Origin of the sequence: Pseudomonas sp. R5(2019) (genome assembly GCF_009905435.1) — a bacterium.
Lineage (GTDB): Bacteria > Pseudomonadota > Gammaproteobacteria > Pseudomonadales > Pseudomonadaceae > Aquipseudomonas.
Genome location: NZ_JAAAMT010000083.1, coordinates 1 through 14,020 on the forward strand (window position 1 = coordinate 1; position 14,020 = coordinate 14,020).

General features: G+C 58.4%; 9 protein-coding genes and 2 pseudogenes. 3 read left to right on the plus strand and 8 right to left on the minus strand.

Translation table 11 applies throughout. The annotated features are described in order from the left end of the window. Positions 1-543 precede the first annotated feature (543 nt). Positions 544-1,005 (minus strand): hypothetical protein, encoded by a 462-nt coding sequence (locus GUY40_RS28520; protein ID WP_256675901.1) that lies wholly within the window; start codon positions 1,003-1,005, stop codon positions 544-546. On the opposite strand from GUY40_RS28520, the pseudogene GUY40_RS27470 reads away from it, so the two are divergent. The 3 genes and pseudogenes from GUY40_RS27470 to GUY40_RS27475 form a co-directional block, all read left to right on the plus strand. Further along, a pseudogene (locus tag GUY40_RS27470) lies at positions 1,005-1,133 on the plus strand (ubiquinol oxidase subunit II); the annotation flags it as partial. The gene GUY40_RS28520 and the pseudogene GUY40_RS27470 overlap by 1 nt on opposite strands. A 146-nt stretch (positions 1,134-1,279) precedes the next feature. Beyond that, positions 1,280-1,447: pseudogene (locus GUY40_RS28960) on the plus strand (cytochrome b); the annotation flags it as partial. 514 nt (positions 1,448-1,961) lie between these two features. Continuing rightward, on the plus strand, positions 1,962-2,873 hold the full coding sequence (locus GUY40_RS27475) for a LysR family transcriptional regulator (RefSeq protein ID WP_166572048.1): 912 nt from the start codon (positions 1,962-1,964) through the stop codon (positions 2,871-2,873). An 11-nt stretch (positions 2,874-2,884) separates the two neighbouring features. Here the strand turns inward: GUY40_RS27475 and GUY40_RS27480 are convergent, their stop codons facing one another. From GUY40_RS27480 to GUY40_RS27510, 7 genes are all read right to left on the minus strand, one after another. Then, on the minus strand, positions 2,885-4,366 hold the full coding sequence (locus GUY40_RS27480) for an amino acid racemase (protein WP_166572049.1): 1,482 nt from the start codon (positions 4,364-4,366) through the stop codon (positions 2,885-2,887). A 72-nt stretch (positions 4,367-4,438) separates the two neighbouring features. Continuing rightward, positions 4,439-5,734, minus strand: coding sequence for an MFS transporter (locus GUY40_RS27485; RefSeq protein WP_256675902.1), 1,296 nt, complete (start codon positions 5,732-5,734; stop codon positions 4,439-4,441). 212 nt (positions 5,735-5,946) lie between these two features. Next, a complete protein-coding gene (locus GUY40_RS27490; RefSeq protein ID WP_166572051.1) occupies positions 5,947-6,870 on the minus strand; it encodes a carbon-nitrogen hydrolase family protein in 924 nt (307 codons plus the stop codon). Between the two features lie 376 nt (positions 6,871-7,246). Beyond that, positions 7,247-10,405 (minus strand): efflux RND transporter permease subunit, encoded by a 3,159-nt coding sequence (locus GUY40_RS27495; RefSeq protein WP_166572052.1) that lies wholly within the window; start codon positions 10,403-10,405, stop codon positions 7,247-7,249. Then, positions 10,402-11,886, minus strand: a complete 1,485-nt coding sequence (locus tag GUY40_RS27500; RefSeq protein WP_166572053.1) for an efflux RND transporter periplasmic adaptor subunit — start codon at positions 11,884-11,886, stop codon at positions 10,402-10,404. The genes GUY40_RS27495 and GUY40_RS27500 overlap by 4 nt, the downstream gene beginning before the upstream one ends. After that, the gene (locus GUY40_RS27505; protein ID WP_166572054.1) at positions 11,883-13,139 is read right to left on the minus strand and encodes a TolC family protein; all 1,257 of its coding nucleotides are present in this window, start codon (positions 13,137-13,139) and stop codon (positions 11,883-11,885) included. Before GUY40_RS27505 ends, GUY40_RS27500 begins: the two co-directional genes overlap by 4 nt. A gap of 99 nt (positions 13,140-13,238) precedes the next feature. Then, positions 13,239-13,580 carry a hypothetical protein gene (locus GUY40_RS27510; protein WP_166572055.1) on the minus strand — a complete coding sequence of 114 codons (342 nt, stop codon included), beginning with the start codon at positions 13,578-13,580 and terminating at the stop codon, positions 13,239-13,241. Positions 13,581-14,020: the final 440 nt, after the last annotated feature.

The following is a 14,020-nucleotide window of genomic DNA, read 5'->3' on the forward strand; positions in this document are numbered from 1 at the left end:
TCGCGCCACCAGCAACACGCCCGCTTATACAGAGAAGTATTACCCGCGAATGCTAAAAGGCCACCCGAAGGTGGCCTGTAGTTGTTTTACCTGCTTTTCGCCATTCCCATGGCGGCATTACTTTAGCCTCTGATAACCCCCATAGGCCGAGCCGTGCGGCCTTAGCGGACTGCTCCAGGTCTATCGCAGCCCTTTGCCATCGTCCGCAATGGGTCGATTGCACCCCTTCGCGACAGGCAACAATCGGCCGATTCTGTTGAAAAACCCGCTATGGCATTCCAGTCGTCAAAATGGGGCTCGTAAGTGAGCCATACGAGCGTTTCTACGTGAAAACTGAGTCTGCTGACCTCAGCTGGCAATGCGGATTTCAATCTCAGATGCCTAAATTCTTTCGCTAAAATTCCTGGCCGCCTTTTTCAACAGAATCGGCCAGAAGCGGCCCTTCTCGACCCGTTAAATCCATGTCGCCTTAGGGCAAGCAAGCAGATCCTACCAAAAGCGGTCGGTGAAATAGGGCCGCTACTATCCCCATAAATGGGGGTACTACACCCACCCAACCGGGCGTTTACCACCTAATTTGAGGAATATTCCCCCCTCACCCTTTCTCTCGCTTGAAACACTCAGAAACAGCTTGTTAATTAGTTTGAACTTTTTCTTCGCCCTATTGTAATGGCTCATTAGTTGCATCACCCCCTGGTACCCGCAACAGCTGTCGTCCCGGACATCATGGAGACGGCGGGGCTTGCCAGATTCGGCATGACGCGAGGGGTGAAAAATGAAACGCGCGACACCATCATGCAGCTCCATCGCCTTGCTGCTCAGGTCAAGCCCGCCCTGTACGATGCTCCTTACCCTGACCACCGCCAACGCCGTGCCGCTGGATGATTTCGGCCCGCCACCACCGACGGCCCCCTCGGCGTTTACCAACCCGCCGGCCGACCCCAAGGCCGCGCTGGATGTGCTGACCTTGCCACCAGCCAACCAAGGCGCGATTGTCCTGCCCATCACCGGCCACCAGTCGGCTGTTCGCCCTGATCGACGCGCTGTTCATCCTGCCGGCGATCCTGATGTACACCTTCTGGAGCTATTACGTGTTCCGCGCAAAAGTGAGGATTGGTGATGGCTTCCATTAATAAATCAATGGCTCGAATCACGAAAAGGCCGATACCCCTTTATAAACAGCTCGCTGAGTTGAGCCTAATGTTTATCGCGTTGCTGATTATGCTGGCGTTGTCCACTGTACTGGCGATGGAGTTGACCCTTCGAGCGCTCTGACCCGCCGGCGCCGATGGCGGTCGATCCTGACTTGGCCAAGCAGTTCAAGTATTGACACGAACTGCTCGGCAGCGCCGGTTACTGGTTAATCGGTCTGCATACGGCGGCGGGTTTATTCCATCACTATTACTTGGGCGACAACACCTTAAACCGGATGCTACCTAGGCGTTGAGTGTCTTTTCCTTGTAATTTGGCTACGTGTGTTCAGGAGCTTGCATTGGGTCAATCAGTGGGCATTAACGAGCAACGGTACTTCGTCAAAGCATTCAGAAATGAAGGGCTGCTTTGGGTCGCCTGCGGCACATCGCGAGGGGCGGCCCCCGCGGGCACCTGGCTTGGTGCCGGCGAATCCCCCGCTCCGCCTCTGGTAGAAGGGTTGAAGGGTTGAAGGGTTGAAGGGTTGAAGGGGACAGAACTACCAACGCTTGAAGGGCGAAGGGCATAAGAGCAGTTGGCCGGCAGAGACATCTTCGGCGCTCGCGGAAAATGCACTCAACAGTACCAACTGCGCAAGTAATACACGCAACGACCACTTAACAACTTCGAAACCTTTCATACGCTCAAAAATCCGATACCCAATTCAATCAGCGCTTGCGCAGGAAGTGCGCGCAGCACTTATGAAGTATTTGTCCGGGCATTCTGCGGATGCGTATACTATAAATCAATCAACTATCACGATATATGATATGAATAGAATTGATATCGATTCCGTCGACCTGAATTTGCTGAGAGTGTTTGTCGCCTTGATCGAAGAAGGCGGGGCCAGTCGCGCCGCACTTCGCCTGGGCGTTACCCAACCTGCGGTCAGTGCGGCACTTGCCCGCCTGCGTGAAATCTACGCCGACCCGCTGTTCGAACGCACCGGTCGTGGCCTGCGCCCCACCATGCGTGCGAATGAACTGGCTCCACTGATCGGCGAGGCACTCAATCACTGTCGGCAAGCCTTGGCACTGTCAGTGGGTGGCAAAGACATAAAAGGCAGGACGATCACCATCGGGCTGTCCGATGACAGTGAAATCGCCCTGGGGCAGAGCCTGGTATCGCTGATCGATGAACACCTGTGCGGCTTGCGCATCATTTTCCGGCAGACCCACAGCGGTCTGGTCCAGGACATGCTAATGCGCCATCAGATAGATATCGCCGTATCTGCAGGCGGGCTGTCATCGCCGCTGATTTCGCGGCATCGCCTGGGCCGGGGCAATTACCTGTGCATCGCCGATGCGAACAACGCCATACCCACGACCGCAGAAGATTATGCCCAACGGCCGCACCTGCTGGTGTCGTCCGGCGGCTTCGTCGGCATCGTCGACGAAGGCTTGAATGCTGCCGGGTACAAACGCAGCATTCGCGTCTCGACCTCACATTTTGCCGCAGTGCCGTTTCTACTGGTGGGCTCGAAACTGGTCACCACAGTGCCAACCCACGCCGCACGCGCAATGGAAAGTATCACCTCGCTGCAAACCTTTCCCTGCCCTGTGCCTCTGCCCTCCTACGACCTGGAGATCGGTATGCGGGTGGGCAGCAAGCACGACGACACACTACAAACGGTCAAGTCCCTGATCATCGAACTGGTCCAGGAGTCGTTCTTCCTGTCCTGATTCCAGCACCCTCATCCTGTTGCGTTGCGCGCATCGAGGGCCAACTGAATGCACTTGAGGGCCAGCACCGTGGTTGGGTCGACCAACGCAGCCACGTGCCCGCCCAAATGGAACGCATCCGCATGGCTTAGCACCAGGGGCAGCTCCGTGCAACCCAGGATCAACACCCCGGCGCCCAGCTCACACAGATGCTCCGCCACCACCAGCAATTGCTCCTTGCAGATGCCATCGGTAAAGCCTGCCTTGATACCGCGCTCGCCATAAATGGCCTCCATCACCAACGCCTGGTATTCGTGGCCAGGCGTGATGACGTGTAACCCAGCCGCCCTGGCGGCCTCATGGTAGACACGGCTTTTCACCGTACCTGAGGTGGCTATCAGCCCCAACGGCTTTTTCGAGCCATGGCGCTGGACGATTGCCTCGATCGTCTCGCTGAGCATGTTGACGATCGGTACATCAAGATGCTGCTGGATACGCGCGACAAAAGCATGCGCGGTGTTGCACGGGATGGCGATGGCATCGGCACCGGCGTCAGCCAGGCGCTGGCAGGTGGCGTACAGCGCTATTGTCGGATCCGTTTCGGCCCTGAGCAGGTTTGCGGTGCGGTCCGGAATCTGCGGGTTCTGCTCAACCACCATCTTGATATGGTCCTGGTCCTTGCCTGCTGGCGTATTGGCCACGACCTTGTCCATGAAATCCACCGTTGCTGCCGGCCCCACACCACCGACGACGCCAAGCTTGAAGGGGGCCTTGGCTTGCCGGTGTTTCTCGCCGGCAGCGAAATCGGCATATATCTCATTGCTGTCCAGCATGGCAATGCCACGCCGCTGCAAGGCCGCGCACACCAGGGAGAGTTCCGTCATGCCAGGCACGATGACCACCGCTCCTTGCGCCTGCAGCGCGAGAGACAGCTGGTGAACGGCCTCGAGCGGCCCGCCTTCGAGCCCGCCCTCCTTGATCCCACCGACACCGTACACCGCCTCCATCAGCGCAGCTTGCTCGGCGGCCTGCGGGTAGATGAGGGAGTAGCTGCTACCCAGATAGCGCTCGAACAGCCCGGAATCGCGGACCACATCCGAGGCAATCACACCCAGGCCTGTCCCCGGGGCATACAGGCCAGCAATATGCTGTTTCAACGCCGCCATCATGTCGAGGATGCGGACGCTGAGTTCCTCCTGGATTTCGCCAAGGAACGTATGGCTGGCAAAGCAAGGCAGCATCACCGCCTCGATACCGCGGGCCTCGAATGCCTTGCACATTTCATAGACGTAGAACTTGCGAGACGAGATGTTGACCCCTTTGTAAAGGGGCAGCGAGGCATCGTTGAAGGCATGCTGCTCAAGCAGCAGGTGATAGTGAAACTGGTCTGCAAGCACCTGCTGCGACCGGGTCAGCTTGTAGAAAAGATCCGCACCTGCCAGTGCCCCGAGCCCGCCGACCACCCCGAGTCTCTGCACCGCCACATCATCACCGCACTGTACTTTTCTCTTCATTGCCTTGGCCTGTTGGACGTTACGCACGGACAGGCCACTCACGGAGCAAACCCTGAGTAGCCTGCGCTTGATTCAAAGCGACTCGCAGATTTCGCCGTGTACTGGTGGCGTTGAGGTTTCCTTGATGAGACGGGCTGGCAACGCCAGGATCAGCACAGCGGCCCCCAAGATCAGGACACCCGCGAACAGGTATAGCCCGATATCCAGACTACCGGTGTTGGCCTTGACCAGCCCCAGCACCGTAGGGCTGGTGAAGCCGCCGAACAGAGCCAGAGAATTGATCAGCGCAATCCCGCCAGCTGCCGATCCGCTATCCAAGTAACGGGTAGGAATGGTCCAGAACAGCGGCATCGAGGCATACAACCCCACCGCCGCTACGCTCAAGGTAACCAGACCCAGCACCAGATTGCCCGCTACCAGGGTGCAGGCGACCAGGGCACAGGCTGCAACGACCATGCAGCTCGCCAGGTGCCACCTGCGCTCGCCCACGGCATCAGAATGCCTGCCGATCACAATCATCCCCACGGCGCTGGCAATGTAAGGCACCGCCGTCAGCAGGCCGATGTGGAAGGGATCCGCGACGCCGTAGCTTTTGATCATCCCCGGTAGCCAGAAACCCAGAATGTAGAGCCCGGCCATCACCGAGAAATACACCAGTGCAAGCGCATAGATGCGAGGGTCGCGCACCACGGCGCCGAGTTTGTGGCTTTTGTCGGGGGCGGGTGTTCCGACTTCCAGCGCGATGCGCTTACGCTCATCGGCGCTCAGCCATTTCGCGTCCTCGGGCCTGTCGATCAACATGAAAGCGGCGAGGATGCCAAGGATGACCGCCGGCGCCCCTTCCAGCAGGAACATCCACTGCCAGCCATGAAATGCATAGACACCCTCCATGGCTCGAATGATCCAGCCGGACACCGGCCCGCCCAGGATGCCCGCGATCGCAATGGCTGACATGAACACGGCGATCACGCTGCCGCGCATGCGCACAGGGAACCAATAGGTCAGGTAGAGGATGATCCCTGGAAAGAACCCGGCTTCGAATGCACCCAGCAAAAAGCGGGCGACGTAGAACTGCAAGGGTGTCTGGACGAACATCATGCAGGACGAAACGGTACCCCAGGCGATCATGATCCGCATGATGGTCTTGCGCGCACCGATACGGGTCAGCAGCAGATTGCTCGGTACTTCGAACAGTACATAGCCAATGAAAAATACCCCAGCCCCGAGCCCGTAGACCACGTCGCTGAAACCAAGGTCCTGCTGCATGCGCAAGGCAGCGAAACCTATGTTCACGCGATCCAGATAGGAAACGATATAACTGATAAACAGCAGCGGCAATATCTTCCAGGCAATCTTCCTGTACAACATGTGCGAATCATTATTCATTTCTGACAAACCTCGAATATTTTTCTTATTGATGCAGGGCCACGCAAAGCGCAGAAACTTCAATGCAACGATCAACAGCCGGAGAGTGTCGGGATCGACAAGTACCTGGCATCAGGACGACGCCAGGTGTACAGCAACTTCATGACAGCAGGCCCAAGGCAAACCCAAGCCAGGCCATGTCTAGCTTGCCAACGTCATTGCTGGAACTTGACGGAGGCTTTCGCCCGCTCATCAACAATCAAAGTGAATACATCAGGGCGTGAATAATGGCCGACCACATCAAAGTCATAACGCGCCTTGACCAGGTCAGCCAAATCGATCTTCGCCACCAGCAGACCGGGGCCGTTCTTCAATGGGCCAGCGATGACCTCGCCCATGGGGCCGATGATGACGCTGTTGCCCTGCATCAGCAGACGGTCGTCATCCCAGTGCGGCAGGCTGATGTCCAAGTCACGCGGCGACGGCTGGAACTGACAGGCACTGACCAGGAAACACCGCCCTTCATGGGCGATGTGGCGCATGGAGATCTGCCAGTTGTCACGCTCGTCCACAGTCGGTGCGCACCATACCTCGATGCCTTTGGCGTACATCGCTGTGCGCAGTAATGGCATGTGGTTTTCCCAGCAGATGGCCGCGCCGATCTTGCCCACCGGGGTATCGACCACGGGCAGCGTGGAGCCGTCGCCCTGGCCCCAGATCAGGCGCTCACTGCCGGTCGGCATCAGTTTGCGGTGGTTGGCCACCAGGCCTTCTTCGGGCGAGAAGAACAAGGCGGAGCAAAACAACGAACTTCCGGCGCGTTCGATAACACCGACCACCAGATGCGCGCCGGTACGTTGGGCCAGACCTTCGAGTTCCGCTGTTTCAACACCTGGGACATCAATGGCATTGGCAAAATAACGCTGAAAGGCTTCTCGGCCTTCAGGGAGGCGATAACCCATGTAAGTGCCAAAAATTTCACCTTTGGGATACCCGCCCAACAATGCTTCCGGCATGACAACCAGATTGGCGCCAGCATTCTTTATTTCAGATTCGTAGGAAAGAATCGTCTCCAGCGTTTTCTGTTTGCCGTCGGGATGCGAACCTATTTGCAATGCTGCAACAGTAGAGATAGTCATACGTAGTTATTTTGGGGTGATGGATGGTTCGCGCATAGTCCTCCTGCTTGCGATATAGAGCAATTCGCAAAACTGTAAATCTGATATGAATGACATTGATATCGAAGCGCTACCCGTATCGGGATTCATGGATGGCCATGAGTCCAACGATGTTTCTGGCCGACAGCTCCCCTACGCGAGGGGCAGCTTTGGGTCCAGACTGTGTGAAATCCCTCGTGAAAAATCGAACTGCGCGTTCCTACTTAAATTCTGAAAAAGATCGGCTGGATGTACAGACCTGAAATTTACATAGCGACGCGATTTTCAGATCATTCTTTAACGGGCCACTCAGACGCTGAGGTTCACACAGTGCTTACAACTGCAATCAGGGGCAGTTTCATACGACTTTTCCTTGAGGGTTGGTGAGTACAGTGGGGAGGTGCCGGCGGCGCATCAAGCGGTAGGCCGCCGGAATGACAAACAGGGAAAGCAAGGGGGCAGTGACCATGCCGCCGACCATGGGCGCGGCGATGCGGCTCATCACTTCGCTGCCGGTACCGCCACCTAACAAGATGGGTAACAGGCCAGCAATGATGACCGCCACGGTCATCGCCTTGGGGCGTACGCGCTGCACAGCGCCTTCACGAATCGCAGCCACCAGCCCGCGCTCGGAGCGGTCACCGACGTCTTCACGTTCGGCCCAGGCGTTCTTCAGGTAAAGGAGCATGATCACGCCAAACTCGGCAGACACACCGGCCAGTGCGATAAAGCCGACACCGGTGGCCACCGACAGGTTGAACCCCAGCAGATAGAGGAACCATGCCCCGCCGGTCAGTGCGAATGGCAGTGTAGACATGATCAGCAAGGCCTCGTCGAAGCGGGTGAACGTCAGGTAAAGCAGCACGAAGATGATCAATAGAGTGGCGGGCACCACCAGCTTGAGCCGAGCGTTGGCCCGCTCGAGAAACTCAAACTGTCCTGAGTAGCTCAGGCTCATGCCTGGCTGCAACTTGACCCGCTCGCTGACGACCCGGCGCAGGTCGGCGACCACTGAGGCGATATCCCGCCCCCGCACATCGATGTACACCCAGCCCGACGGCCGTGCATTTTCACTCTTGAGCATGGGCGGGCCGTCGCTGACTTTGACCTTCGCCACCGTCCCTAGAGTGATCTGGCTACCCAGAGGGGTGTAGATCGGCAACTGTTCCAGGGCACCCAGCGAATCCCGCCACTCACGGGGGTAACGCACGTTGATCGGGAAGCGAGCCAGTCCTTCAATCGTCTCCCCAACGTTTTCACCGCCGATAGCGCCGGCGACGATCGACTGCACGTCGGCGATATTCAACCCGTAGCGTGCGGCCGCCTTGCGGTCGATATCCACGTCGATGTAGCGGCCACCGGTCAGTCGTTCGGCCAGTGCTGAACTGACACCGGGCACCTCCTTGGCCACACGTTCGACGGCCTGGGTGGCTGCATCGATCTCCGTCAGATTGATGCCGGCAACCTTCACCCCGATGGGGCTCTTGATGCCCGTGGCCAGCATATCGATGCGGTTACGAATCGGTGGTATCCAGATGTTGGTCAAGCCGGGTACACGCACCACACGGTCCAGCTCTTCCACGAGCTTTTCCTGGGTCAGGCCTGGACGCCATTGCTCATGCGGTTTGAACTGGATGGTGGTTTCGAACATCTCCAACGGTGCCGGATCCGTAGCGGTTTCAGCGCGACCGGCTTTACCGAAGACGTGCTCGACCTCTGGCACTGTCTTGATCAGCCGGTCGGTCTGTTGCAGCAGTTGTGCGGCCTTCTGCGCCGACAGCCCCGGTAGAGCCGATGGCATATAGAGCAGGTCCCCTTCATCCAGCGGTGGAAGAAATTCACCCCCTAACCGAGAGATCGGCCACAACGCGCTGACGAAGATCAGAAACGCAATCAGCAGCGTGACTTTGGGGCGACGCAATACAGCGTCCAGGGCTGGCTCATAGATCCGGATCAACCAGCGGTTCAGAGGGTTCTGTTGTTCTTTGGGAATACGTCCGCGAATCCAATACCCCATCAACACCGGTACCAGGGTTACCGACAGTCCGGCCGCCGCGGCCATGGCGTAGGTTTTGGTGAAAGCCAACGGACCGAACAGGCGGCCCTCTTGCGCCTCCAGGGTGAACACCGGGATGAACGACAGGGTGATGATCAACAGGCAGAAGAACAGCGCCGGACCTACCTCGGCCGCCGCTTCGGTCATGAGATGCCAGTGATGTTCGCCCTTCAACTCCTCCTCCGGATGGGCCACGTGCCAGACCTCGATCTTCTTGTGAGCGTTCTCGATCATCACCACCGCGGCATCGACCATGGCGCCGATAGCAATGGCGATCCCGCCCAGGGACATGATGTTGGCGTTGATCCCTTGGTGACGCATCACGATGAAGGCAATCAGTACCCCGACCGGCAAGGAAATGATCGCCACCAAGGACGAGCGCAAGTGCCAGAGAAAGATTACGCAGACCAATGCGACAACGATGAACTCTTCAATCAACTTATGGCTGAGGTTCTCCACGGCGCGGTCGATCAGCTTGCTGCGGTCGTAGGTCGTGACGATCTCCACGCCCGCCGGCAGACTGCTCTTGAGCTCTTGGAGTTTGGTCTTGACCGCCGCGATGGTCTGGCGAGCATTCTTGCCGCTGCGCAGGATCACCACGCCGCCGACGGTCTCGCCCTCGCCATCGAGCTCGGTGATGCCGCGACGCATTTCCGGCCCTGGCTGGATCGTGGCGACATCGCCCAGAGTCACCGGCACGCCACCCGCACCCAGCTTGAGTGGAATCGCTCGAAAATCATTGAGCGTCTTCAGGTAACCGGAAGCCCGCACAATGAACTCGGTCTCCGCCATCTCCAGCACAGCCCCGCCGGTTTCCTGATTGGCCTTGCCGATCGCCTCGGTCACCTCAGACTGCGTGATACCCAAGCTGGCCAACTTCAACGGATCGAGTTGCACCTGGTACTGCTTGACCATGCCACCCACGGTGGCCACTTCCGCAACGTTTGGTAAGGTCTTGAGCTCGAACTTGAGGAACCAGTCCTGTAAGGCGCGCAATTGCGCCAAATCATGCCCGCCGCTGCGGTCTACCAGCGCGTACTGGAAAATCCAACCCACCCCGGTGGCATCCGGCCCCAACGCCGGCTTGGCGCTGGCCGGCAAGCGGCTTTGTACCTGACTCAGGTATTCCAGCACCCGCGAGCGCGCCCAATACAGGTCAGTACCGTCTTCGAACAGCACGTAAACGAAGCTGTCGCCGAAGAAAGAGTAACCGCGCACGGTCTTGGCACCCGGCACCGAGAGCATGGTGGTTGCCAACGGATAGGTCACCTGGTTCTCAACGATCTGCGGCGCTTGTCCTGGGTAAGGGGTACGGATGATCACCTGTACATCCGACAGGTCTGGCAGTGCATCGATAGGGGTGCTCTGAACCGACCAGATTCCCCAGCCCGTAAGAAAGAGTGTCGCCAGCAATACCAGAAAGCGGTTGGCCACTGACCAACGAATCAGGGCAGCAATCATGGCTGGCTCCCCGTTTTTTCCAGACGCTCAACGCGTAGACCGTCATCGGTCTGGCTCACCGCGATCCGAACCTTATCGCCAGCCTTGAGTCCCTGCATCAGAGCCGGATTGGCGAGCGGGAAGGTCATGGTCATACCCGGCATACCCAGCGTCTTGAAGGGGCCATGGGCGAGTGTGACTTCTTTGCTGTTGATCTCAACGACCTGACCGTCCGCTTCATGCAAGGCGGAAGTTGTTGCACTGGGTGCAGACATCTCCAACGAGCCTGCGACGATGCCTTTGAGGCTGGCCTCCGAGTCGAGCAGGAACTGGCCAGAGGTCACCACCTGCTGTCCTTCTTCCAAGCCTTTCAATATCGCCGTCTTGCCGTCGTTGTCTTGCCCCAACTGCACCTCTACCGGGCGGTAACGACCTGCGTCTTCGGCGAGCATTACCAGGGCCCGTCGACCGGTGCGAATGACTGCTTCGCTGGGTACCCACAACACACTTTGCTCCGTCGCACGACGCAGGCTTACCTGCGCGGTCAAGCCCGGTCTGAGACGACCCTCTGGGTTGGGCAACTCGATGCGTACGCGAAGTGTGCGGCTGTCCGGATTGGTTTCTGGAAGAATCGCGCTGACAGTGCCCTTGAGTACAACCCCCGGGAAAGCGGGGAAATGTGCTTCGGCCGCCTGCCCTATGACGATCGATCCAGCCTCCGACTCTGGAACGGCCACGGCCAGCCAGACACTACTCAAACCGTTGACCCGTGCCAGCGTCTCGCCGCTGGCCACCGTCATACCCTCACGGACATTCAGTTCTTGCAGCACGCCAGCAATGGGGCTGGTGAGGGTCAGGGTCGGTTGGACTTTGCCACTACGCTCTACCTGGGCAATCAACGCTGTCGGCATCCCGGTGAGCCGTAACCGTTGGCGGGCCGCTGCCAGCAAGCCAGCGTCGCCATTGCGCTTGAGCGCCAGGAATTCCTCCTGGGCCCCAGCCCATTCTGGTACCAGGATATCCGCCAATGCGGCGTTGGCTTTGATCACATCGCCAGGAGCCCGGGCATACACGCGTTCTACAAAACCCGCAGTACGGGCCTGAATCACTGCGACGTCTCGCTCGTTGAAGGCCAACACACCGACCACGTCCAGACTCGAGGCAAACACGCCTCGACTGACCGTCGCCAGTCGCACACCGAGATTCTGGGTCAGGCTCGGATCAATTTGGACGGCCGCACTATCCCCTTTGGCATCGGCGTACCGGGGGACCAACTGCATGTCCATGAAGGGCGACTTACCCGGCTTATCAAACTTCTGCTGCGGGACCATCGGATCGTACCAATACAGCACCTTGCGTTCAGCTGAGGCTTCGGTACCTTGTTCAAGTGCTACACCAGGCACTGCGCTCATGCGCGGTTGAGCGAACCAATAACCACCGGCGACACCCAGGGCAATCGAGATGCCGACCAGCAAGGCCCCTTTCCAGGCTTTAGAACTCATTGAGCGGACTCCCCATAGGTGAAATACAGGCGAGCGCTGGTGAGAGCACGCTGCTCTTCAACGTCAATCTGCTTGAGGCGGGCTTCGATAAGTTCACGGCGGGCGGCAACAACCGAGCTCAGATCACCCTTGCCGGCACGATAGCTGGCCATGCTGAGTTCGACCTTTTCCCTGGCCAGCGGTAACAGGCTTTCCTGGTTTCGGCGCACGGCACGATTCAGGCGTTCATAGTCGGCCAACTGGTCCTCCAGTTGCTGGGTATGCTCGCGTGAAAGGGCTTGGCGCTCGGCCTCAAGCTGATTGAGTTCGGCGTGTTTAGCCACAATCCTGGGGTTTTGGCGTGAGTCAGGAAACAGCGGAAGGTCGAAGGAAAACTGCACGCTAACCATATCGCCGAACTGACGGCCACGACGCTGGTAATCAAGCCCCCAGCTCCAGTCCGACTGCTTCTGCGCCTCGGCCTCACGAACCTTGGCCTGCGCCTCTCGGGTCATTGGCGCAAACGCTGCCAACTCGGGATGGTGTTGCAGCTTATGGACGTAGCTTGAGGTATTGACAGGCCAATCAGGCAGGCTACCCACCGGTTTGTCATAGGCTGCGGAGCCAATCCAGCGTTTGAGGGCGGCTCGCGCCTGTGCTCGCTGACGATTCAGATCGTCCTGCTGCTCGGCCAGTTGAGCCGCTTCCTGTTTGGGTGTCACCGCATCGGCGGGCTGAGCGCGGCCACCGGCAATTTGGGCCCGGACGGTATCGGTCAGCAGGCGATTTTCTTTGTAGAAGTCCTGGAACAGCGCATCTTTACGCTCAATGGAGTAGCTGCTGATCCAGGCCAATGCCGTGGACTGGCGCACCTTCAGACGCTCCACTCGACGCTCGGCGGTGGCTCGTTCAACGGCCGCCTCGGCGACCTCGATGCGTGCTTTGCGCTTGTCGCTGTTGGGCATTTCTTGCCTGACCCCGACCATTTGCATGGTCATGAAGTCCTGGTCGAGGCTCCAGCGATCCGGACCGCCAATGGGGTAGTTCTGCACACCCAGCACTAACTTGGGATCAGGCAGCTCGCCGGCGGGTATAGCCGCGCTGCTGGCGGCCTGAATTTTGGCATCTTGTGCGGTCAGCGACGGCGCATTGTTTTCAGCCAACCGCAACGCTTCATCGAGTGTCAGTGGGGCTGCAAGGCTCGGCAATGCCAGTACGCTTGCCGCCAGGCCGACCACGAGGGGCCAACCTGTGCAATAGCACTTGGAGTTCATGTTCACGATTCCTGTGATGATCCACTGCGCGCTTCATAAAACATGCGCGCAGATATGCCATCCCGCTAAAGCGGAATGAGGCTCAGTGTGGTACAGGAATCAAGCGCGGGGCGGTCGCCATACCCCGGAAGGGGTTTGCACTGGCAGGAAATCACTGGAGAAGGACAGTACAACGGGGCTGGATACGGTGACACCAGGTTTGCCGATCGAGACTTGCAGCATGCCTCCAGTCTTGCATTCCTGGCCCGACTTGCAGGGTTTGCCATGCTCGGAAGGGCTTTTCATGTCTTGGCAGCAGTCCCTCCCCATGTCGTCCATCATCGCCATGCCCATCGTTTTCATGGGGCAAGGTTCTGTCGGTGCCTGAACGCCCGCCATCCCGCTGAGGGGAAGCGCCAGGCTAATCATGAAGATGAGGCAAAACCGCAGATAGCGTTTCATGGGCTGGAGTGTAGTCGCTGAAAATTGCTCTTACAATTGGGCACGTCTGATCGACAACCTATCGTCAGGCTCCGACGTAGGCAATAACACCGAACATGAACCAAGCCAACCCAATGCCAATCAGTTAAGGCGAGATCCATGTGGGAGCGGATTTACCGGATCGCCGGACCGCCGCGAACGAAGGCACCGCGCAATGCCAGAAAAACCGCGGCGAATGGATTCGCGGATAAATCCGCTCCCACATGGATCGCCTTAACTGACTGGCATTAGGGCTTGCTCGCGATGCAGGCGCCGCTGTATTCCTGATAGCAACGCGGTGTCTTCATCGCAGGCAAGCCTTGCTCCTATGTATGGACTCGCCTCCTCAGTCAACCCACTTTCAAACACTGCTGCCCGGCTTGCATCTATGTATCAGGCCTATTCGAGGAAGCCGTCTTCGG

Excerpts from the sequence above, each read along its gene's own strand:
- GUY40_RS28520 (WP_256675901.1), bottom strand. The coding sequence starts at position 1,005 with ATGGGCAGGACAATCGCGCCTTGGTTGGCTGGTGGCAAGGTCAGCACA.
- GUY40_RS27475 (WP_166572048.1), top strand. The coding sequence starts at position 1,962 with ATGAATAGAATTGATATCGATTCCGTCGACCTGAATTTGCTGAGAGTG.
- GUY40_RS27480 (WP_166572049.1), bottom strand. The coding sequence starts at position 4,366 with ATGAAGAGAAAAGTACAGTGCGGTGATGATGTGGCGGTGCAGAGACTC.
- GUY40_RS27485 (WP_256675902.1), bottom strand. The coding sequence starts at position 5,734 with ATGTTGTACAGGAAGATTGCCTGGAAGATATTGCCGCTGCTGTTTATC.
- GUY40_RS27490 (WP_166572051.1), bottom strand. The coding sequence starts at position 6,870 with ATGACTATCTCTACTGTTGCAGCATTGCAAATAGGTTCGCATCCCGAC.
- GUY40_RS27495 (WP_166572052.1), bottom strand. The coding sequence starts at position 10,405 with ATGATTGCTGCCCTGATTCGTTGGTCAGTGGCCAACCGCTTTCTGGTA.
- GUY40_RS27500 (WP_166572053.1), bottom strand. The coding sequence starts at position 11,886 with ATGAGTTCTAAAGCCTGGAAAGGGGCCTTGCTGGTCGGCATCTCGATT.
- GUY40_RS27505 (WP_166572054.1), bottom strand. The coding sequence starts at position 13,139 with ATGAACTCCAAGTGCTATTGCACAGGTTGGCCCCTCGTGGTCGGCCTG.
- GUY40_RS27510 (WP_166572055.1), bottom strand. The coding sequence starts at position 13,580 with ATGAAACGCTATCTGCGGTTTTGCCTCATCTTCATGATTAGCCTGGCG.